The 21,032-nt window shown below is 40.0% G+C and carries 18 protein-coding genes and 1 tRNA gene; 9 read left to right on the top strand and 10 right to left on the bottom strand.

What is annotated here, in order from left to right; all coding sequences use genetic code 11:
• Positions 1-2: 2 nt before the first annotated feature.
• The 5 genes from gcvH to ACH11B_RS12220 all read left to right on the top strand — a co-directional run bounded on the left by gcvH (position 3) and on the right by ACH11B_RS12220 (position 6,650).
• Entirely contained in the window at positions 3-383 is a 381-nt protein-coding gene (gene gcvH / locus ACH11B_RS12200; protein ID WP_377612517.1) for a glycine cleavage system protein GcvH, read from the top strand.
• Between the two features lie 165 nt (positions 384-548).
• A complete protein-coding gene (locus ACH11B_RS12205) occupies positions 549-947 on the top strand; it encodes an ArsR family transcriptional regulator (RefSeq protein ID WP_341831475.1) in 399 nt (132 codons plus the stop codon).
• Between the two features lie 6 nt (positions 948-953).
• Complete coding sequence (locus tag ACH11B_RS12210; protein WP_377612515.1) at positions 954-2,147, top strand: nitrate/nitrite transporter; 1,194 nt, start codon at positions 954-956, stop codon at positions 2,145-2,147.
• A gap of 124 nt (positions 2,148-2,271) precedes the next feature.
• Positions 2,272-5,109 (top strand): TonB-dependent receptor domain-containing protein, encoded by a 2,838-nt coding sequence (locus ACH11B_RS12215; protein WP_377612513.1) that lies wholly within the window; start codon positions 2,272-2,274, stop codon positions 5,107-5,109.
• A 26-nt stretch (positions 5,110-5,135) separates the two neighbouring features.
• Complete coding sequence (locus ACH11B_RS12220) at positions 5,136-6,650, top strand: hypothetical protein (protein ID WP_377612511.1); 1,515 nt, start codon at positions 5,136-5,138, stop codon at positions 6,648-6,650.
• A gap of 150 nt (positions 6,651-6,800) precedes the next feature.
• Here the strand turns inward: ACH11B_RS12220 and ACH11B_RS12225 are convergent, their stop codons facing one another.
• From ACH11B_RS12225 to ACH11B_RS12235, 3 genes are all read right to left on the bottom strand, one after another.
• Positions 6,801-6,947 carry a hypothetical protein gene (locus ACH11B_RS12225; RefSeq protein WP_377612509.1) on the bottom strand — a complete coding sequence of 49 codons (147 nt, stop codon included), beginning with the start codon at positions 6,945-6,947 and terminating at the stop codon, positions 6,801-6,803.
• Positions 6,948-6,999: 52 nt separating this feature from the next.
• Positions 7,000-8,301, bottom strand: coding sequence for a site-specific integrase (locus ACH11B_RS12230; RefSeq protein WP_377612507.1), 1,302 nt, complete (start codon positions 8,299-8,301; stop codon positions 7,000-7,002).
• 183 nt (positions 8,302-8,484) lie between these two features.
• Positions 8,485-8,558, bottom strand: a tRNA-Ile gene (locus ACH11B_RS12235).
• A 247-nt stretch (positions 8,559-8,805) separates the two neighbouring features.
• Between ACH11B_RS12235 and ACH11B_RS12240 the strand changes: the two genes are divergently transcribed.
• Positions 8,806-9,438: an HAD family phosphatase gene (locus ACH11B_RS12240; RefSeq protein ID WP_013665549.1), complete on the top strand. Its 633-nt coding sequence runs from the start codon at positions 8,806-8,808 to the stop codon at positions 9,436-9,438.
• Positions 9,439-9,461: 23 nt separating this feature from the next.
• Here ACH11B_RS12240 and ACH11B_RS12245 read toward each other — a convergent pair whose 3' ends face one another.
• Positions 9,462-10,667 (bottom strand): proline dehydrogenase family protein, encoded by a 1,206-nt coding sequence (locus ACH11B_RS12245; RefSeq protein ID WP_013665550.1) that lies wholly within the window; start codon positions 10,665-10,667, stop codon positions 9,462-9,464.
• 91 nt (positions 10,668-10,758) lie between these two features.
• Between ACH11B_RS12245 and ACH11B_RS12250 the strand changes: the two genes are divergently transcribed.
• The 3 genes from ACH11B_RS12250 (at position 10,759) to ACH11B_RS12260 (ending at position 13,022) form a co-directional block, all read left to right on the top strand.
• The gene (locus tag ACH11B_RS12250; RefSeq protein WP_377612505.1) at positions 10,759-10,965 is read left to right on the top strand and encodes an RNA-binding S4 domain-containing protein; all 207 of its coding nucleotides are present in this window, start codon (positions 10,759-10,761) and stop codon (positions 10,963-10,965) included.
• A gap of 73 nt (positions 10,966-11,038) precedes the next feature.
• Positions 11,039-12,106, top strand: coding sequence for a 3-dehydroquinate synthase (gene aroB / locus ACH11B_RS12255; protein WP_377612503.1), 1,068 nt, complete (start codon positions 11,039-11,041; stop codon positions 12,104-12,106).
• Between the two features lie 163 nt (positions 12,107-12,269).
• Entirely contained in the window at positions 12,270-13,022 is a 753-nt protein-coding gene (locus tag ACH11B_RS12260; protein ID WP_377612502.1) for a ThuA domain-containing protein, read from the top strand.
• Positions 13,023-13,102: 80 nt separating this feature from the next.
• Here the strand turns inward: ACH11B_RS12260 and ilvA are convergent, their stop codons facing one another.
• The 6 genes from ilvA to ACH11B_RS12290 all read right to left on the bottom strand — a co-directional run bounded on the left by ilvA (position 13,103) and on the right by ACH11B_RS12290 (position 21,025).
• Positions 13,103-14,341, bottom strand: a complete 1,239-nt coding sequence (gene ilvA, locus ACH11B_RS12265) for a threonine ammonia-lyase IlvA (RefSeq protein ID WP_013665554.1) — start codon at positions 14,339-14,341, stop codon at positions 13,103-13,105.
• 75 nt (positions 14,342-14,416) lie between these two features.
• The gene (gene leuB, locus ACH11B_RS12270) at positions 14,417-15,478 is read right to left on the bottom strand and encodes a 3-isopropylmalate dehydrogenase (RefSeq protein ID WP_013665555.1); all 1,062 of its coding nucleotides are present in this window, start codon (positions 15,476-15,478) and stop codon (positions 14,417-14,419) included.
• A 205-nt stretch (positions 15,479-15,683) separates the two neighbouring features.
• The gene (locus ACH11B_RS12275) at positions 15,684-17,198 is read right to left on the bottom strand and encodes an alpha-isopropylmalate synthase regulatory domain-containing protein (protein ID WP_013665556.1); all 1,515 of its coding nucleotides are present in this window, start codon (positions 17,196-17,198) and stop codon (positions 15,684-15,686) included.
• Between the two features lie 213 nt (positions 17,199-17,411).
• Positions 17,412-18,008 carry a 3-isopropylmalate dehydratase small subunit gene (gene leuD / locus ACH11B_RS12280; RefSeq protein ID WP_013665557.1) on the bottom strand — a complete coding sequence of 199 codons (597 nt, stop codon included), beginning with the start codon at positions 18,006-18,008 and terminating at the stop codon, positions 17,412-17,414.
• Between the two features lie 5 nt (positions 18,009-18,013).
• Positions 18,014-19,408, bottom strand: a complete 1,395-nt coding sequence (gene leuC / locus ACH11B_RS12285) for a 3-isopropylmalate dehydratase large subunit (RefSeq protein WP_377612499.1) — start codon at positions 19,406-19,408, stop codon at positions 18,014-18,016.
• A 105-nt stretch (positions 19,409-19,513) separates the two neighbouring features.
• Positions 19,514-21,025, bottom strand: a complete 1,512-nt coding sequence (locus ACH11B_RS12290; RefSeq protein ID WP_377612497.1) for a 2-isopropylmalate synthase — start codon at positions 21,023-21,025, stop codon at positions 19,514-19,516.
• Between the last annotated feature and the right edge of the window lie 7 nt (positions 21,026-21,032).

Here is a 21,032-nt window from a genome sequence, read left to right on the forward strand (position 1 = left end):
TTATGAAAAACCCAGAAAACAATCTTTATTCAAAAGAACACACGTGGCTTAAAATAGAAGGTGAAACTGCTTTAGTTGGGATCACTTTTTTTGCTCAGTCAGAACTAGGAGAAATTGTATATGTCGATCTTCCTAAACCGGGCACATCTTTTAAACAAGATGAAGAATTTGGCTCAGTGGAGGCTTTAAAAACTACAAGCGATCTATTTATGCCAATCTCGGGAGAAATCATTGAAACCAACGAAGAGCTTAATAAAAATCCCGAATGGATCAATACAGATCCGTTTGGACAAGGATGGATGGTTAAAATAAAAATTTCGCAACCTTCCGAGGCTGAAAATTTATTGTCAGCAGATTCCTACAGAGAAATGGTGGGAATGTAATTAAGAAATCAAAAAATCTGAATATCGATTAGCAGGTAATAAAGTACAATTCAATGTGACGATAAAAGAGAATAAAGATGGCCAATGACATATGTAGATTTTTGCAAAAGAAAGTTGCCAGCTACTTGATGTCCGGTACAAAAAACGTAACCAAATCTAAATACTATGCCAGCAAAAAAAAGTGACTATGAGCCTTTAGAAAAGCAACTATCTGAATTTATGAGAGCAATGGCCCATCCAGCTAGGATGGCCATTATGATGCGGCTTGCTAAAGAAGAAAATTGTATCAGTGAAACATCGATTGACGATTTGCCAATCGTAGAATCGTCTGTTGTAAAACATCTGAAGGCCTTAGAAAACGCTGGCCTGATAAAAGGCAGTACCTCTATCGTGAGGTCGAGCTATTGTATAAACTGGGATGCTTTTTGGTCATTTTCTGATCTTTTTAAAATGATTTTTAATGACTTTGCGGAGAAGGTGGCAAAACAAGATTGTAGAAGCAAAGTGACAGGAAAAATTCTGCAAATAGGTTGGGCAAGTTCATTGATTTTGTTAGCACAATAAATTTTCGTGTATAAATATCGTTTAACTATTCTTGTACTTTCTCAATTCTTTTGTACTTCTCTTTGGTTTGCAGGTAATTCGGCTATTGAAAACACTCAACATGCGAATGATTCGGTATTATTGGGTCACCTTTCATCCGCGGTACAGGCTGGATTTATTATTGGTACATTCTTTTATGCTTTATTCGCTATCGCTGATCGATATTCGCCTTCTCACGTTTTTTTTTGGAGTTCATTATTAGCATCATTAAGTAATCTTTTGCTTATATACCCATCCCTACCTTTAGAAGGTTTACTCACTTTTCGATTTTTAACTGGATTTTTTCTGGCGGGAATTTATCCTGTGGGTATGAAAATAGCAGTTGATCATTACGAATCTGATTTGGGTAAACCTATGGGATTTATAGTTGGTGCTCTTGTAATGGGCACTGCTACCCCTCATTTATTGAAAAGCATAAATTTAGAAGCCGTAACTGCTAACATTGTTGTTTGTACATCTGTCTTGGCGGTCGTTGGCGGTCTAACCACACTTTTATTTGTCGATAATGGCCCGTTTAGAAAAAAGACAGAGATATTAAAGTTTGATTCATTTTTTCAATCCTTTCGTTCCAGAGAATTTAGAACTATAATGTTCGGATATATTGGACATACCTGGGAGCTTTATGCCTTTTGGTCTTGCGTTCCTCAAATATTACTCATTTATGCCGATCAGCATAAGCAACATTCATTAAATCTTCCAATACTATCCTTTTTGATTATCGCTTGCGGCAGCATCGGTTGCATTGTCAGCGGGTATACCTCACGAAAATTTGATTCCAAGAAATTCGCAACTTTCCTTCTATTGTCTTCGGCTATTTGTTGTCTCTTATCCCCATTTGTTTTAAATGTGGAATCGATAGTATTATTAGTCACCTTTCTAATGTTATGGAATATTTTTGCTGTAAGTGATTCTCCACTATTCTCCAGGCTAATGGCAGAAAATGCTCCTCGCCATGCCAGAGGAGCGGCATTGACCATTGCAAATTGTTTAGGATTTTCTGTCACTATAATCAGTATTCAACTCACCTCCAATTTATTGAAGATAACTGGTTCTCATTATGTATTCTTATTGATAGCAATTGGCCCCTTGTTTGGTATTATTTCCTTATTGATGAAAAATTTTGGTAAAAATACTAACCTTCCATCGAAGAACCTTTCTTAACGAAAATTTAATGTTAACAATTATTTAACATTAAGCTTATCCTAACTAAATGATAACATAATTATCCGAAAATAGTAAAGTAACAATCTTTGCAACATAAAAATGCAATAACCTTTACTTAAGTATGGATAAAATTTATCAAGCTAAAAAAAATATCTGCAAGTATCTGATAATAATAAGCGCTAGCTTCACATTTTCTATTGCTTCTGCACAACAACCCGGCAAAATTTCAGGGAAAGTCATTGACAAAACTACTGGCGAGACCCTTGTCGGTTTATCTGTTTCTATTCAGGGTACATCTATAGGAAGCTCAACCGATGTCGATGGAAATTACAGCCTAAATACCGTGAATCCCGGCACCTACCAGGTCGTATTCTCTTATGTATCGTATAAGAAACAAATTCTTTCAAATATTAAAGTTGTTGCCGGGCAAACCACACAATTGAATGTCCAAATGGAAACTGACCAATCTGCTCTAAGTGAAGTCGTTGTTTCAGGTAGAAGACTTACAGGAACCGAAGTGGCAGTTTTTGCAGAAATAAGAAAAACCAATTCTGTTGCAAACGGGATTTCCAGTCAGACCATTCAAAAATCAGGCGATTCTGATGCTGCCCAGGTAGTAAGACGAGTACCAGGAATAACTGTTGTTGACAATCGCTTCATAAATATTCGTGGGCTTTCAGAACGTTACAATAGTGTTCAATTGAATAACGTAGCTGCCCCAAGTCTGGAAACAGATATAAGGTCTTTTTCTTTTGACCTTATTCCGAGCAATCAAATTGATAGGGTATTAGTTTATAAAAGTCCATCAGCTGATTTGCCTGCCGATTTTGCCGGTGGTGCAGTTAAGGTTTTTTTAAAGAGCGTACCAGATGAAGACAGGCTAACTATTGATTATGGTACTGGTTATCGTCAGAATGCTACATTTCAAAAATTCAGTAGACCGTCATCAGGACATCTATATTTTTCCGGTTTCAACACTGGAGATAATGACCTCCCTGTAAATTTCCCTTCAAATCTAAGAACAGTTTCTTCAAGTATGCGTAATGCTGCAGGTCATGCTTTAGCCAATAGCTGGGCACCAGTTACAAATACGGGTAACCTTGATCAGAAATTGAATATTTATGGGAGTAAACGCTTTAACTTGAACAATAAGCTATTAGGGAACATTACTGCGCTTAGCTATAGCAACACAAAAACCAACAATGATGTATTTAGAGGCGACTATAATACTTACGATGCCACTTCACAGACTTCTTCGGCCATCTACAATTATGATGACAACCAGTTCAATTATAACGTTCGTTTAGGAATTATACATAATTGGGCCTTCAAGTTGAATAACAACAATACGTTTGAGTTCAAGAACCTATTTAATCAGCTGAGTACTTCTCAATTTACCAATCGTACAGGACGGAATTTCGAGGCAAGTTATTCGCCAGATAGCTACTCTTTTAATACTTTATACAGAGGAGTTTATTCTGGTCAGATTACCGGAAATCACAAATTCAACAACGAAAACACTAAAATTGATTGGGTCGCCGGATACGGAAAATCTTATAGAGACCAGCCGGATTATAAACGTTACCGATCTGATAAAGATGAAAACAGTGGTCAAAGTATTCTTTATGTACCCACTGGTGCAGCCGCGGCAGAATTTTTAGGCCGTTTTTACTCAAAAATGAATGAGGATGTTAAAACAGGCTCATTTAATATCGAACAAAACCTGAGTTCAAAAGCCAAACTTTTCAAGCCGGTTTTAAAAATCGGCGGATATTTGGAAGATAAAAATCGAACGTTCAATTCCCGCAATATTGGTTATGTGAGGGCAAATTCCTCATTGTTCGATAATTCCTTGCTCAACAAGCCAATTGATACATTATTTCAATGGGAAAATATCAATACAAATACAGGAATTAGGATTGATGAACAATCTAACCCGAACGATAACTACACATCTTCTAACAAGCTATTCGCGGGCTATTCTAATTTTATTTTGCCTTTTAAAGACAAACTTACCCTGGTAGCAGGCGTCAGAGTTGAAAACAATATCCAAACCCTATCCAGTGCAGATGATCAGGGCCCGGTGAATGTGAATAATGATATTACAAGGGTTTTGCCATCAGCAAATCTTTCTTATAATATCAGTGAAAAATCTCTGCTACGCTTAGCTTATGGGCAAACACTAAACCGTCCCGAGTTCCGTGAATTGGCACCATTCAGCTTTTATGATTTTGACCTCAATTTCACAAATAAGGGTAACCCTGCCTTAAAAACAGCCAGAATTGACAATTACGATATAAAATTTGAATTGTATCCATCCTCAGCCGAATTGATTAGCTTATCCGCGTTTTACAAGAGATTTACAAATCCAATAGAAACTGTATTTATTCCTGGAGCCGGTTCTGGAGGTGCAAAAACTTTTACATACGGTAATGCCCAATCCGCGAATAATCTAGGCTTAGAGCTTGAAATGCGTAAATCATTGGCAGGTATAACACAGTCAAAGTTTTTGGATGATTTAACATTATTAGTGAATGCAACCTATATTAACAGTAGAGTTGAATTGGGGAGCATAGCAGCGGGACAATCAAATGAACGTCCGCTACAAGGACAGGCACCTTATATCTTAAACACTGCGTTATTTTACAACAATCTGAAGAGTAAATGGCAAGTCAATCTTTTATATAATGTGATAGGAAGGCGACTTGCGTATATTGGATATGACGGATATCCAGATATCTATGAAATGCCCCGGAACATTGTAGACCTAACCGTAACCAAAACATTCTCTAACAAAATAAGTCTAAGAGCAAATTTCAATGACCTTTTAAATCAGGAATTCTTATTGCTTCAAGATGGCAATGGAGATGGAAGTTTTGATCGATTAAATGATCAGGCAATAGCTCGTTTTAAAAATGGTCGTCTTTTCGGCTTAACCTTAACCTATAAAATCTTTTAAATCCTTTTAATTTTAATATAATAAATATGAATAAGAAACACATTTACATGCCAAAGATCAGTAATTCTTCATTTAGGATAATGGCATTCTGCCTGCTCGGATCAGTAATTTTCGGGGCATGCAAAAAAACGACCATCATTGAATATAATGAAGCGGGATCAACAACAAACCCAACAAATCCAGGTGGTTCAACAAAAACTATAGTGGAAGTGTCAGCTGGGAATATCACGGCAAATACGAAGTGGACAAAAGACAAGGTTTACCGTCTTAACGGATTTGTACGAGTTGGAAGAGATCCCAAAAACACCCAGGGGCTTCCTGCTGTAGAAGGTATCACACTAGAAATTGAAGCAGGTACAGTAATCATTGGAGACAGAGAAACAAAGGGCACCCTCATCATACAAAGAGGAAATAAAATTATTGCCGAAGGAACAGCTACAGAGCCTATAGTTTTCACGTCTGAAAAAGCACCTGGTTTCCGTGAAGCAGGCGACTGGGGAGGTTTGGTATTGTGTGGAAAGGCAGTGAATAATCAACCAAGTGGTGAAGCGGAATTAGAAGGACAATATGGAGGATGGCATGGCGGGACTAATGATGCTGATAATTCCGGCATTGTTAAATATGTAAGAATCGAGTATGCCGGTACGCCAATTAACCCTAATCAGGAAGTGAATTCTTTAACAATGGGATCAATAGGTAGCGGAACAGTTATCGAATATGTGCAGTGTTCATATGGTTTGGATGATGCTTTTGAATGGTTTGGCGGAACGGTAAATGTTAAACACATTATTGCATATCGGGGGTTAGATGATGATTTTGATGTGGACTTTGGCTTCCGTGGAACTGTACAATTTGGCATTGGTATCCGTGATGCAAATTCAGCCGATCAATCCGGTTCAAATGGATTTGAAGTTGATAATGATGGTTCAGGCACATCTTCTACGCCATTTACATCAGCACAGTTCTCCAATATGACTATGATCGGGCCTAAAAAAGATAAAGATAAGACCATTTCAGCTCAATTTCAGAATGCGATGCACCTAAGACGGAATAATAAACTGAAAATATATAATTCTGTTTTTACAGGCTATCCAAATGGATTATTTATTGATGGCTCAACAACCCTGGCAAATGCAGCAAATGGAGAATTGATACTCAAAAATATTATCCTTGCCGGCGTTGATGGATGGGGAACTAATGGTTACGGAACAGGTGGTTCCCCTGCATTTCCAAATCCTATCGGCGTAGAAATAAAATCTAGTGGTAATGTTGGTAGCCAAACAGCTGAAGATTGGTTTAAAACAACTTCATTTGGAAACCAGACTTTTCCAAAATGGCAGGACATAGGAATTGATGCAAGTATCTTTGACCTTGGTTCAACACCTAAACTTCTTCCTAATTCAGGTTCGATACTGTTATCCGGAGCAAGTTTTACAGGATTATCTGGCTTTGAGATTGTTACTTACCGCGGTGCCTTTGGCACTACTGATTGGACAACAGGTTGGGCAAGTTTTACACCCCAACAAAATACATATTACTAGAAATTAATATTATAAATGGCTTAATAACGCATCGATCATAAGTCGATGCGTTATTTTTTGGACTAAGTTTTTGATACTCATTCAACCAACGCGCTTCTCACTGATAAAAGGGAAAAGGTAGCGTTTAGCAATCAATACAGGTAACATCCTCTACTTCTTGCTTATACGATAAAGAAATAACAGCCAAACACCAAAGCCAACTACAAAAGCTGGTAAAGGATTTTCCATAGTCGTACCAGCCAAAAATGCACCAGTACCAACAATGCATGTCAGGAAAAATAGAATTAGATTTTTCATGATATTCAAATTTAAGGTTTTCAATTAAACTAATGGCTTTGTAAGAACCATTTTATGCAACCTCTTTTAAGGATGTCAATCTTTCTTTCTGTTTTGTAACTTTTACATCTGATTTTCTCAAAAGAGTAACGACTTTAAGTTGTACCTCATCAACAATGCGCCAATCTTTCTCAATGTAGATGTCCGTTGTAGTATGTTCACTATCTACATGGTTTAGGGCCTGCGCTACATCGTCTTTACTCATTCTACAGGAATTGCGGGCGATAGTAGCAAACGTGTGCCTCGCCCAGTAAAGTGTCAGTCCATCAATTTCTGTGATCTTTCGCAACTCTTTCATTCCCTTTTCTAGGGCTTTGTTCAGGCCATCAGAATTTGCATAACGGGCAGAAAGTGTTTCTATATATTTTTGAAGTAATGGTTTGGCCTCATCAACAATTTTGATGCTTATAAAAGCATTGTCTTTTCTTTGACCTTGGGTTTTCGACCGATTATAGTCTATCCTACCATTTCTGATATTCCCTTTTGTCAAATGATAAAAATCTACCGCATTCATACCACATAAGTAGAATGAAAGCATATAGAGCTCCTTTGCCATTTCTGCCCGGCTTCCGGGTCTTGGTGTACAATCGCGGATGATCCTTATTTGCTCTAAGTTATTGTTCCTCTTTTTAGTAAGTGGGGCGGAGCCAATTTTGTACTTTCTAAATGGATAATGTTTAATTCTGTAAATGCCCAGGTCTTCATTGTTGTACATATTGCGGGCGGCGTTGAACAGGGTACGCATGTCTCGCATGTGGTTATGAAGTCCACTATCAGATACTCCTTTACTTATCGTTTGTTTGGTGAGACCTTTCTGTCCACTGGAGCGTACCATCACGCGTTCACTTCTTAAAAAGCGTTCGTAGGAGAGCAACATATTCGAGTTGATTTCTGTTATTGACACAGCTTCACGTTTAAAATAGTCGATCAGGCTGTTACGGACTACACGATGGTTGTGAGCCGTACCCTTTTTACCATCTTTTTCACTCTGAGCGATATGCACCGCGCAGAACTTGATAAAATCCACATCGGCATCTTTTTCACGGAGATAGTCCGTAAGGGATTCGGCATTAAAGAAGTTAAGCTTCTCGCCGAGTTCGCTGATAACTTTGCGGTATCCTTTCAGCTGTTCATCGATCAGGTTATTGACAAAATTATCCTTGATCTTCATTTTGGCAGTCAATTGCTTCTTGACTACATAGTGTACAGTGTCAATGTACTTTCTTTGGTTGTTGTGATGGACACAGATTTTTACATTGTAGGTGCCATCTGCTTTCTTGTGGTGTTCAAACACCTTGGCGCTAACGGTTGCCATAATTCATTTGGATTAGCACGCAAAATTTCTGTAACGTATTTGTAACGGTTTTGCGTGGAGTTCAACAAAAAATTATGTAAAACCTGCTTTTAGGGGGCTTCCTAAAGGCATAGTTGCTGACGGTAATCAGCATCAGAAAAACAAAAAACCGCCTCCAAATTTCTTTGTAAGACGGTTTTTTTGTGGACCTAGATGGGCTCGAACCATCGACCAAAACATTATGAGTGTCCTACTCTAACCAACTGAGCTATAGGTCCATACGCATTTTTTTGCTGCATGCGTGATGCAAATTTAAACAAATTTTTCAAGCTAACATCATCTTTTTTCACTTTGAAAAACCCTCAAAGTTTTTACAAGATGCAAAGCTCAAACAGCTTGTTTTCAATTCTATAACTCTGTAGATTATGAGTCTTCTACTCTAACCAACTGAGCTATAGGAGCGGCAACCATTGCTGATTTGCGAGTGCAATTTTACATATTTGTAGGCACATTTTAAAATTAATTATGCAAAATATTGAAAATATTATCTTCGATTACGGCAATGTAATCTTCATGATCGACTTCGCTAAGGCGCATAAAGCCTTTACCGATTTGGGTGTCAAGGGAGTAGAAAAAGTGTTTGCCCATACCGAACAAAATGCTTTATTTGATGATTTTGATATGGGACGAGTTTCTGCCGCGCAATTTAGAGATGGGATACGTGAAGTTACGGGAAAAGCTGACTTAACAGACCAACAAATTGATAATGCATGGAACTCCTTGTTAATAGGTGTACCTAAAGGTAGACACGAATTATTATGGCAACTAAAAGATCGATACAACACCTTTTTACTTAGTAATAACAATGAAATCCACTATCAATCCATTATGGAGTACCTGAAAAAAGAACATGCCTTGGAAGATAACAGCAGCTTTTTTATCAAAGATTATTACTCTCATTTATTAGGCATGAGAAAGCCAAATTCGAATATTTTTGAATTTGTTTTGCAGACACACCAGCTCGAGCCGGAAAAGACATTATTTATTGATGATAGCCCCCAGCATCTTGTTACAGCCAAAAAGCTGGGAATACAGACGGAATTATTGACCGCTCCTGATACCTTAGAACTCTTGGTTCAACGGCGAAAGCTTCTTTGAAAAATAGCCGATGGTCCCATCGGCTATTTTTTTCTACGATTTTTTTCTTTTATGATAAGACTCAGTTCGCGGCCGGTTTGTCCGGCAACGGATGTATTTTCCTGTGCTCGTCTAAAGAGATAGGGCATTACCGCTTTTACCGGCCCGTAAGGCATATACTTTGCCACATTGTATCCGGCAGCGGATAAATTAAAGCTAAGATTGTCACTCATGCCCAATAATTGAGCAAAATATACGCGACGATCGTTCCTCGAGATTCCTCTTTTATCTAATTCCGTTGCTAGGAGGTAACTGCTGGCTTCGTTGTGTGTCCCCGCCATAAAACCTATTCGATCAAGGTTGTCCAAACAAAAATGGATAGCCTCATTATAATCACGATCAGCGGCTTCTTTATTTGGTTGTATGGGGGATGGATAGCCCCTTTCTTCAGCTCGCTTTCGTTCAATTTCCATATAGGCGCCACGCACTAACTTAGCCCCAACATAAAAATTATCAGTTTGAGCTAAGTAGACATCTGCCTTTAACGCAGCCAAAATATCGTGGCGGTAAAGCTGATAGGTGTTGTATACGATTGCTTTTTCCGTATTGTATTTTCGCATCATGTCTCTAGCCAAGTCATCAATGGTATCCTGTATCCAGGAATGTTCGGCATCGACTAACACGGCAACGCCTGCTTGATGTGCAAATGCACATATTTTTTCCACCCGGTTTTTTACACGTGCAAATTCAGCCGCTTCTGTTTCCGTCAATGGTTCGCCTGCATTTACCTTCGCCAGCAAATCAAAGCGGCCCAGGCCCGTTACTTTAAAAACGGAAAACGGAATGTTTGTATCCTTTTTAGCGCGCTCGATCGTGCGAATGGTCTCAGCCAACACGTGATCAAAAGCTTGTTCACTTTCTTCACCCTCTACCGAATAGTCGAGGATGGTTCCAACGTGTTGAGAAGCCAATTGTTGAATGGTTTTTTCGCAGCCTTCAATTGTTTCTCCGCCACAGAAATGTTCAAATATCGTTTTCTTGATGAGACTTGTAATAGGTAGGCCGATATTAAGCGCAAAGTTCGTTACCGGAGGACCTACTTTAGTCAAAAAATTACTGGAAATAATTTTAAACAGCCAATAAGCTCTGTTTAATTCGGCATTGCTTTTACTGCGAAAAGCGATTTCAGTGTTGTCGAAAGTAAGATCACTCGCGGCAACAGATTGTGGTTCTTTTGATGGCGAAATCATGGAGCAAACTTAGAGAAAAAATCGATGGCTTAATAGCAGAAAATGTTATTTTCGTTTGCTTTCATCTAAGAATTTTATGTAGGTTTGGTTTATGATAAATTTTACACTTGATAGTGAATATATCCATCTTATTCAATTGCTAAAGGCTGTCAATGTAGTGGAGAACGGTGGAGAAGCACAAGCTGTTGTAAGTGAGGGGCTCGTGAGCTGTAATGGCGTCACGGAGTTTAGGAAGCGCTATAAAGTTAGAAAGGGTGATGTCATTGAGTTTTTACAATATAAAATAGTGGTGAATTAGCTGTTAGGTATTAGCAGTTAGCAGTTAGAATAACACTGCTGATACCTAAACCCTAACCCCTAAAGGCTAAAAAATGATCAAAGAAATAAAAAGTAATACTTATTCCGTATATTTTGAGAGACAGTTCAACGCTTTGCGCGAATTTTTAAATAAAAACACTTATTCCAAAATTTTTATCTTAACCGATCGTAATACCAGCGAGCACTGCTTGCCCGTGTTTACATCGTTGATGCCGGAATTAACGGCATACGATTTAATAGAAATTGATCCGGGAGAAGAGAATAAAAATATTGATTTCTGTATCGGTATCTGGAAAATGCTCTTGGATTTTGGTGCTGACAGAAAGAGCTTACTCATTAATCTGGGGGGAGGGGTTATAACGGATATCGGTGGTTTCGCTGCGTCGACCTTTAAACGAGGAATTGATTTTATTCAAATACCTACAACCTTATTATCGCAAGTCGATGCCTCGGTAGGGGGGAAGACCGGAATTGATATGGATGGGGTAAAAAATATTATTGGCACGTTCACACAGCCAAAAGCGGTACTTATTAATAGCGACTTCTTAGCTACTTTAGACGAACGGCAAATGGTTTCTGGCTTTGCTGAAATGATAAAACATGGGTTGATCTATGACCAGGGTTATTTTGGAGAGTTACAAAGAGTTGATTTAAAAGAATTGGATGAGGATTATATTTACCGCTCCGTTGCCATAAAAAATGATGTTGTTACAAAGGATCCAACGGAAAAAGGACTTCGAAAGATTTTAAACTTTGGGCATACAATTGGACATGCGGTTGAAAGTTATTCTTTAGCAAACGACTCCTTTCCTTTGCTTCATGGCGAAGCAATTGCAGTAGGCATGATCTGTGAAGCTTATTTGTCTCATCGTCATAACGGGTTGTCTCTGGAATCGTTGAACGAGATCCGAAGCTATATCATGCATCTGTTCCCAAGCTATTCATTTGGCGAAGCCATATATGAGTTTTTATATACTTATATGCTGAATGATAAAAAGAACACCGGTGATAAAATTGGTTTTGCGCTTCTAAATAAAATAGGAAGTTGCGATTTTGACCTATATATTCAAAAAGAACAAATTTTTGAAAGCTTGGATTATTATCGTTCATTATTGAATTAAAAAGTCAAAACCCCGAAGGGCTCATTGATACCTTAAGAAACAAACAAGATATCAATAATTAAAAAGTCAAAAGCTTGGCTCCCGAGAGGACTCGTGAGACCCCTCGGGATGCTCTGTCTTCAAGGGATGTTTTTATTAACTGATTAATAACTTTATAAAACTTATGAAACTAAAACGTTATGCATCTATCTTCGCCCTCATTTGGGTTGCGGGTATTTGCTTTTCCTTTTGTAAATCGGAAAAGAATATCGACCATTCGCAAGTGAAACCGCTGGTACTCGTGTTTTCAAAAACCGCGGGATTTAGGCATGACTCCATTGAAAAGGGGGCGAAAACCATCGAAGAACTTGGCGAAGATAATGGCTTTGCTACAGAACATACAGAAGATGCTTCCGTTTTTACAGAAGATAATTTGAAAAAATATAAGGCAGTTGTTTTTTTAAGTACAACAGGCGATATCTTAAATGATGCACAACAAACGGCATTTGAGCATTATATACAGCAAGGTGGAGGATTTATGGGGATCCATGCAGCAGCCGATACCGAGTATGATTGGCCGTGGTATAACAAATTGGTGGGAGCATGGTTTCTGAGTCACCCAAAGCAACAGGACGCAACCCTATTGGTGTTGGATAAAAATCATCCAGCTACTGAACATTTAGCAGATACTTGGCGCAGATGGGATGAATGGTACAATTATAAAGATATAAATCCAGATACAAAAGTATTAATGAAACTGGATGAAACCAGCTATGAAGGTGGTAAAAATGGAGATAATCATCCTATTGCCTGGTATCATAACTATGATGGTGGAAGAGCTTTCTATACAGGCTTGGGACACACGAAAGAAAGTTATGATGAGGTGGATTTTCGGAAACATCTCTTGGGCGGCATAAAGTATGCTATGGGGGAGTAGTATTCACTATTTAGTTAGCTAATTAGCCGATTAGCCAATTATCGCATTGGCTAATTATCACATTGGCTAATTAGTTAAACTTATATCAAATACTCAAACAAAGTCTGGTCGGTATTAACTTCTTTGAAATCAAAACGATGTTGACGCATGCGGCTCAACAAAGCATCATAATCTTCTGCTTTATGAAGTTCGATACCTACAAGTGCAGGTCCTCTTTCGCGCTCTGTTTTCTTGATGAATTCAAAACGGGTGATGTCATCATGAGGTCCCAATACTTCGTTTACAAACAGCTTCAATGCACCGGGACGTTGCGGAAAACGAACGATGAAGTAATGTTTGAGGCCTTCGTATAAAAGGGATAACTCTTTTATTTCTGCCATCCGATCGATATCATTGTTGCCTCCGCTAATGATACAGACCACTGTTTTGCCTTTTATATCTTCTTTACAGAAATCCAAAGCTGCTACTGAAAGCGCTCCTGCAGGCTCTACAACAATGGCGTCTTCATTGTAAAGTTTCAAAATGTTCGTACATACTTTTCCTTCTGGAACCAATATTACTTTTTCTAGGATCTCCTTACAGAGCGGAAATGTCAACTCACCAATCCGTTTAACAGCAGCGCCATCTACAAAGCGATTGATTTCACTGAGTGTTACGGGTTGCTCCGCTTTTAATGCTTCCGTCATGGAAGGGGCACCGGCCGGCTCCACACCTAAGATTTTGATGGCAGGATTTTCGCTTTTTAAATAATTTCCAACTCCCGCGGCAAGGCCTCCTCCTCCAATCGGTATAACTACAATATCGATATCAGGCTGATCTTCCAAAATTTCGACCCCCACGGTGCCTTGTCCTTCGATAACACGATAGTCATCGAACGGAGGAATAAAGGTCATGTTATTGGCGGCAGTGTAGGCGAGGGCCTCTTTTAAACAATCGTCAAACGTATCACCTACGAGCACAATTTCGATCTGTCCATTCCCAAACATGGTCGTTTGCGTTACCTTCTGTTTTGGAGTGATTTCCGGCATAAAAACCACCCCTTTCACGCCTAACTTATTACAAGAGTAGGCAAAGCCCTGCGCATGGTTACCCGCACTGGCGCATACGACGCCCCGTTTAAGTTGGTCATCACTTAGCGAACTTACCATATTATAAGCCCCGCGAAGTTTATAGGATCTTACCAGTTGTAAATCCTCCCGTTTTAAATAAACGTGACAAGCATATTTTTCCGAAAGCCTGGGGTGGTATACCAGCGGGGTGCGATTTATTACGCCGCTTAAACGGGTGGTTGCCGTTTTATAGTTTAATGTTAAATCCATTTCATCGGTATTACTAAAAAAGATACCAGAGCAGTCAAAATAATGACAAATCTGGTATCTTTTTGAGGCAAGCGCTTAAATATTCGCTGCCAACCAGTCGCCAACTTCACTGGTTTTATAAGCTTTATTATTCTTTCCTGCCAAGTCTTCTGTTACAATCCCCTCGGCTAGCGATTTATTGACTACTGCTCGAATGGCTGCTGCTTCTTCTTTTAAATTAAAGGCGTCTTCGAACATCATGGCAGCTGATAATACAGTAGCAAGTGGATTAGCAATATCTTTTCCTGCAGCTTGCGGGTAAGAACCATGAATCGGTTCAAAAAGGGAGGTATGAATACCGATAGACGAAGAAGGCATTAAGCCCATAGATCCCGAGATAACGGAAGCTTCATCCGTTAAAATATCGCCAAATAAGTTCTCTGTTATAATGACATCATACGAACTGGGCCATTGTACGAGGCGCATGGCAACGGCATCAACGAATTCATAACTTACTTCTACTTCCGGAAAGTCCTTTTCCATATCCTGTACCGTTTCTCTCCATAAGCGAGAGCTTTCCAATACGTTGGCTTTATCTACACAGCATAGTTTTTTTCTCCTGCCCATCGCCATTTCGAAGCCCAACTTGGCAAGACGTTGAATTTCTTCACGGGTATAAGTACAGGTGTCAAACGCAGTATCGCCATTATCTTTGCGTCCTCTTTCACCAAAGTAAATACCACCGGTCAATTCGCGTAAAATCACTAAATCAGTACCCTCAATGCGCTCCCTTTTTAACGGAGAATTATCGATTAAGGAAGGAAAGGTAAACGTAGGGCGAACATTAGCAAATAGGCCTAGTTTTTTGCGCATTTTAAGCAAGCCTTGTTCGGGACGTACCGTAGCTTTTGGATCATTGTCAAAGCGGGGGTGGCCAATCGCACCGAATAACACCGCATCCGCTGCCATACAAACCGCATGGGTTTCATCCGGGTAAGGTTCGCCGACCGCATCAATTGCCGCAGCACCTGTTAACGCTGCTGTCCAGTTGATTTGGTGATTAAATTTCTTTGCTACTGCATTGACTACTTTTACGGCCTGGTCGATAACTTCCGGGCCAATTCCATCTCCTGCTAGAAGAGCGATATTTAAGTTCATAGTGTTAATTAAAAAGTAAAAATTCAAAAGTAAAAATTAAAAACCCTGAGGGGCTCATTGATGCTTTAAGAAACAAACAAGATATCAATAATTAAAGAACCTGCCTCCCGTAGGGATGGTCAAAACTCCGATGGCTCTTGTCTTACTACTTATCTGCCTGCCGTCAGGCAGGTGTCTTATGTCTTGATACTTATATCTAAGCACACTAAATAATATTCAACATTTTTTGTGTCGCCTTGATGGCACAGACGGTTTGATCCGAGTCGAGACCTCGAGTTACAAAGGTTCGACTGCCAGTTTCCCAAGTGATAATGGTCTCACATAGCGCATCTGAGCTACTGCCTGGTGCGATACGAACGGTATAGTCTACTAGCTTTGGTAAACGCAGGTTCTTTTTTGCGTATACTTTAGCCAAGGCCTTCATAAATGCGTCGAATTGTCCATCACCCTGCGCATGCTCTTCCATTGTTTTACCATCAATGCAGACAGCGATAGTAGCCGATGGACGTAATCCTTTTGCATGCGTCAAAACATATGATTCCACCTTCACTTTTTCTTCATATAGATTGCTGTCTAGTACATCGGAAATAATATAGGGTAAATCTTCTTTAGTGACGGTTTCTTTTCTATCACCTAACTCAATAACTCGTTGTGTGACTTTTTTCAGGTCTTCCTGATTAAGCTTTAATCCGAGTTCTTGCAAGTTTTTTTCGATGTTAGCTTTACCGGAAGTTTTGCCGAGCGCATATTTGCGTTTTCTGCCAAAACGTTCGGGCAGTAGGTCGTTAAAATAAAGATTATTTTTATTATCACCATCGGCGTGGATACCTGCAGTCTGCGTAAATACGTTTTCGCCGACGATTGGCTTATTTGCAGGAATCCTGATGCCTGAAAAGGTTTCAACTAGCTTGCTGACTTTATAAATCGCAGATTCTTTAACGGAAACCATTACATCCGGAAGAAAATCGTTCATTACTGCTACGACACTGGCCATAGGTGCATTACCGGCTCTTTCACCCATGCCATTTACTGTTAAGTGTAAGCCATTCACCCCCGCTTTCACTGCTTCCAGTACATTGGCCGTCCCTAAGTCGTAATCATTGTGCGCATGGAAGTCGATATGTTGGTCCGGATACTTATGCCGTAGCTCTGCGATATACTGAAAGGTCTCACTCGGTGTCAATACGCCAAGCGTGTCAGGCAATAGTATCCTTTTTATAGGCTGTTTGGAGAGAAAATTTAAATATTGATATACATATTCAGGTGAATTTTTCATCCCATTGCTCCAGTCCTCCAAGTACACATTGGTGTCAATGCCCTTTTTACTTGCTAATGCGATAATATCAGCGATTTCGGCAAAATGTTGTTCAGGTGTCTTTTTGAGCTGATGAGTGAGATGATTTAAAGACCCTTTGGTAAGTAAGTTTTGCACCTTTGCACCTGCCTTCAACATCCAATCAATAGAAATACCATTGTCTACAAAAGTCAATATTTCAATAGCTTGGAGATATCCGTTTTCCTTAGCCCAACTAGTTATTGTTTTTACCGCTTCGAACTCTCCTTCAGAAACACGCGCCGATGCAATTTCAACTCGGTCTACCAGCAATTCTTCCAATAATAATTGTGTAATTGTTAATTTCTCTGAAATAGAAAAAGACACACCCGAGGTTTGTTCACCATCACGCAAAGTGGTGTCCATTATTTCTATTTTCCTTTTCATTTATTTTTAATTAAAAATTCAAAAGTAAAAATTCAAAAAGTCTGTCAGGCGTGCCGGTTTTACATCTAATACCTAAACGCCAACTGTTAACGCCTATCAAAGTAAAAAAGCTTGCCTCCCGGAGGTGCCACTACCACTGCAACTGTCACCGCTACGGCAACGGCTACCGTTACTATTTTATCGCTCGCAACTGACAACCCACAACTGGAAACTTTAAAACGGCAGTGTCGAAGCAAAGTCCTGAATCTCTCCTTTTATATTCTGGAGGTAATCAATATCATCAAAACCATTTGATAAGTTGTCCTTTTTATAGGGACTAATATCAAATTTCTCCTTTTCGCCAGTTGGCAAAAGGGTAATGGTTTGTTCCGGAAGATTCACTTCCAATTCAGTTTTCGGATCGGCAAAAACAGCACTGAAGATCTTTTCTAGAAATTCAGGACTTACCTGTACGGGTAGCACGCCGATGTTAAGACAGTTGTTCTTGAAGATATCCGCAAAGAAGCTAGATACCACACAGCGGAAACCATAGTCGTAAACAGCCCAGGCAGCATGTTCGCGCGAAGAACCGGAACCGAAGTTTTTTCCGCCCACCAAAATCTTACCACCGTAAATAGGATTGTTTAAAACGAAATCACTTTTGGGAGTATTATCCGAATTATATCGCCAATCACGAAATAAATTGTCGCCAAAGCCTTCTCGTTTAGTTGCTTTAAGAAAACGTGCAGGAATAATTTGATCGGTATCCACATTTTCGATTGGAAGTGGAACCGCTGTACTTGTCAATATATTAAATTTATCGTAAGCCATAGAGATTAAATTAAAGTTCTTGGATCGGTAACAACACCAGTAACAGCGGCAGCTGCTGCTACAAGCGGACTTGCGAGCATGGTACGTGCACCCGGACCTTGGCGCCCTTCAAAGTTTCTATTCGAAGTACTTACCGCATATTTACCGGCCGGCACCTTGTCATCATTCATTGCTAAACACGCCGAACAGCCAGGTTGGCGCAACGTGAATCCAGCCTCTGTCAGGATATCCAATAGTCCTTCTCTTTTAATCTGTTCTTCCACGATATGCGAACCAGGCACAAGCCATACGGTAACATCCTCTGCCTTTTTCTTTCCTTTAACTAAAGAGGTAAAAGCTCTGAAATCTTCGATACGTCCATTTGTACAACTACCTACAAAAACATAATCTACTTTTTTACCAATCATGGATTCCCCTTCATGGAAGCCCATATAACCTAAGGACTTTTCATAAGTGGCCACACCGCCCTCTACTTCAGACGCATCCGGAATATGATTGGAAATACCGATTCCCATACCGGGGTTTGTTCCATAGGTGATCATCGGTTCGATGCTGCTGCCGTCGAAGGTAAACTCTTTATCGAATACCGCATCACTGTCTGTTTTCAAGGTTTTCCAATAGGCCATGGCCTTATCCCATGCTTCACCTTTTGGCGTAAACTCCCGATCTTTAATGTAAGTGAACGTAGTTTCATCCGGGGCAATCATGCCGCCTCTTGCGCCCATTTCAATACTTAAATTACATACGGTCATACGGCCTTCCATGCTCATCTTTTCGAAAACTTCACCCGCATATTCAACGAAATACCCGGTAGCACCCGAGGTAGTTAATTTAGATATGATAAATAAGGCAACATCTTTAGGTGTAACGCCTTTACTAAGAGAACCCGTTACGTTAATGCGCATCTTTTTGGGTTTCGGCTGCATGATACACTGTGAGGCCAATACCATTTCTACTTCTGAGGTACCGATGCCGAATGCAATGGCTCCGAAGGCTCCGTGTGTAGACGTATGCGAATCACCACATACAATGGTCGCACCAGGTTGTGTAATTCCGTTTTCCGGTCCGATCACATGTACAATACCATTTTTTTGGTGGCCAAGCCCCCAGTGTCTAATACCGTAAGCATTGGCATTTTCTTCCAATGCCTTTAACTGATTGGCTGAAAGCGGATCAGCCACAGGAAGGTGTTGGTTAATAGTTGGCGTGTTATGGTCGGCGGTAGCAAATGTACGCTCCGGATATAATACGCTAATACCACGGGTTTTAAGCCCTAAGAAGGCCACCGGACTGGTAACCTCATGGATTAAATGACGGTCGATAAATAACACGTCGGGACCGCCCTCAATCTTTCGTACTACATGCGAGTCCCACACTTTATCAAATAACGTCTTGCTCATTTTTATTTAGTTAGATTTTAATTTTTCTTGCTATTTAGTACTGCTCAGTTTATCGCTTTCTCGTCTCTGTTTCGTCTCACTCCGATGATAATGGAAAAAGCTAATTTACACAAACTTATTTAATGCATCCAGATAAGCATTAGCCGATGCTCTTACGATATCGGTACTGAATCCATATCCCATATAGGATTGATTATCATGGATAACACGCATATCTACTTTACTTACATCGTCACTTCCTCCATGAATAGAGTGTATATTAAATTCCTTGATTTCATTATGGCTTCCAATAATGCTTTCGATGGCTTTAATGGTAGCACTCACCGGGCCGTTACCAGATGCCGTTGCTTCCCGTTCGGTACCTTTGTAGTTCAGTTTAATGATCGCTTGCGGATCGCTTTGATCACCGGTTATAACTTGCAGAGAACTGATAGTAACGCCGTTTTTAAAATTGGTTTCTGCCTCATCACCCATTAAGCGCAACAAATCATCATCCTTAATCTCCTTCTTTTCGTCGGCAAGTGCGAGAAAACGCTGATAGGTCTGATCCAAATCGATGCGATCAATAGTATACCCGAGGCGTTCTAAATGGTGTTTAAGTGCATGCCGTCCGCTACGAGCAGTAAGGATAATCTCTGACTGATCTATACCAACATCCTCCGGATTGATAATTTCGTAATTTTCGCGGTGCTTAAGTACTCCGTCTTGGTGAATGCCGGAGCTGTGTGCAAAGGCGTTACGTCCTACAATAGCTTTGTTAGCTTGCACAGGCATACGCATCATGCGGCTTACCATCGTGCTAAGCGGATATAATTGTTTGGTGTTAATGTTGGTCTGGAACCCGAGTGTTTGATAGTGTGTTTTGAGTGCCATGACCACTTCCTCTAAAGAGGTGTTACCTGCACGCTCACCGATGCCGTTTATTGTGCATTCGACTTGCCGAGCACCATTTTGAATTCCCGAAAGACTATTAGCGGTAGCAAGGCCCAAGTCGTTATGACAATGGACGGAGATAATCGCCTGATCGATATTCTTAACATTTTCTTTTAGGAAACGAATTTTAGCACCGTATTGCTCAGGTAAGCAATAGCCGTTGGTATCAGGAATATTGACAACCGTTGCACCGGCAGCGATCACTGCCTCGATCATTTGAGCTAAATATACATTGTCTGCTCTTCCGGCGTCTTCCGCATAAAACTCAACATCTTCTACAAATTGTTTAGCATATTTCACCGCTTCCGCAGCACGCTCAAGAATCGCTTCACGGGTACTGTTGAATTTATATTTAATATGCATGTCAGATGCCCCGATACCGGTGTGGATACGGGGCCGTTTCGCATATTTTAAAGCCTCTGCTGCGCAATCAATATCGCCTTTATTTGCGCGGGTTAAAGCGCAGATGATCGGTTCGCGTACAACCTTTGATAATTCAACTACACTTTGGAAATCACCCGGACTGGAAATCGGAAAACCTGCTTCAATAATATCCACTCCCAAAGCCTGAAGTGCTTCACCGATAATGATTTTTTCGGGCGTGGTCAATTGTGAACCAGGGACTTGTTCTCCGTCACGAAGCGTGGTGTCGAATATGTATAAGTGATTAGGATTATGTAACATACTGGGT

This window comes from Olivibacter sp. EAT-5, from assembly GCF_044784325.1.
Lineage (GTDB): Bacteria > Bacteroidota > Bacteroidia > Sphingobacteriales > Sphingobacteriaceae > Olivibacter > Olivibacter oleidegradans.

Excerpts from the sequence above, each read along its gene's own strand:
- gcvH (WP_377612517.1), top strand. The coding sequence starts at position 3 with ATGAAAAACCCAGAAAACAATCTTTATTCAAAAGAACACACGTGGCTT.
- ACH11B_RS12205 (WP_341831475.1), top strand. The coding sequence starts at position 549 with ATGCCAGCAAAAAAAAGTGACTATGAGCCTTTAGAAAAGCAACTATCT.
- ACH11B_RS12215 (WP_377612513.1), top strand. The coding sequence starts at position 2,272 with ATGGATAAAATTTATCAAGCTAAAAAAAATATCTGCAAGTATCTGATA.
- ACH11B_RS12220 (WP_377612511.1), top strand. The coding sequence starts at position 5,136 with ATGAATAAGAAACACATTTACATGCCAAAGATCAGTAATTCTTCATTT.
- ACH11B_RS12225 (WP_377612509.1), bottom strand. The coding sequence starts at position 6,947 with ATGAAAAATCTAATTCTATTTTTCCTGACATGCATTGTTGGTACTGGT.
- ACH11B_RS12230 (WP_377612507.1), bottom strand. The coding sequence starts at position 8,301 with ATGGCAACCGTTAGCGCCAAGGTGTTTGAACACCACAAGAAAGCAGAT.
- ACH11B_RS12240 (WP_013665549.1), top strand. The coding sequence starts at position 8,806 with ATGCAAAATATTGAAAATATTATCTTCGATTACGGCAATGTAATCTTC.
- ACH11B_RS12245 (WP_013665550.1), bottom strand. The coding sequence starts at position 10,667 with ATGATTTCGCCATCAAAAGAACCACAATCTGTTGCCGCGAGTGATCTT.
- ACH11B_RS12250 (WP_377612505.1), top strand. The coding sequence starts at position 10,759 with ATGATAAATTTTACACTTGATAGTGAATATATCCATCTTATTCAATTG.
- aroB (WP_377612503.1), top strand. The coding sequence starts at position 11,039 with ATGATCAAAGAAATAAAAAGTAATACTTATTCCGTATATTTTGAGAGA.
- ACH11B_RS12260 (WP_377612502.1), top strand. The coding sequence starts at position 12,270 with ATGAAACTAAAACGTTATGCATCTATCTTCGCCCTCATTTGGGTTGCG.
- ilvA (WP_013665554.1), bottom strand. The coding sequence starts at position 14,341 with ATGGATTTAACATTAAACTATAAAACGGCAACCACCCGTTTAAGCGGC.
- leuB (WP_013665555.1), bottom strand. The coding sequence starts at position 15,478 with ATGAACTTAAATATCGCTCTTCTAGCAGGAGATGGAATTGGCCCGGAA.
- ACH11B_RS12275 (WP_013665556.1), bottom strand. The coding sequence starts at position 17,198 with ATGAAAAGGAAAATAGAAATAATGGACACCACTTTGCGTGATGGTGAA.
- leuD (WP_013665557.1), bottom strand. The coding sequence starts at position 18,008 with ATGGCTTACGATAAATTTAATATATTGACAAGTACAGCGGTTCCACTT.
- leuC (WP_377612499.1), bottom strand. The coding sequence starts at position 19,408 with ATGAGCAAGACGTTATTTGATAAAGTGTGGGACTCGCATGTAGTACGA.
- ACH11B_RS12290 (WP_377612497.1), bottom strand. The coding sequence starts at position 21,025 with ATGTTACATAATCCTAATCACTTATACATATTCGACACCACGCTTCGT.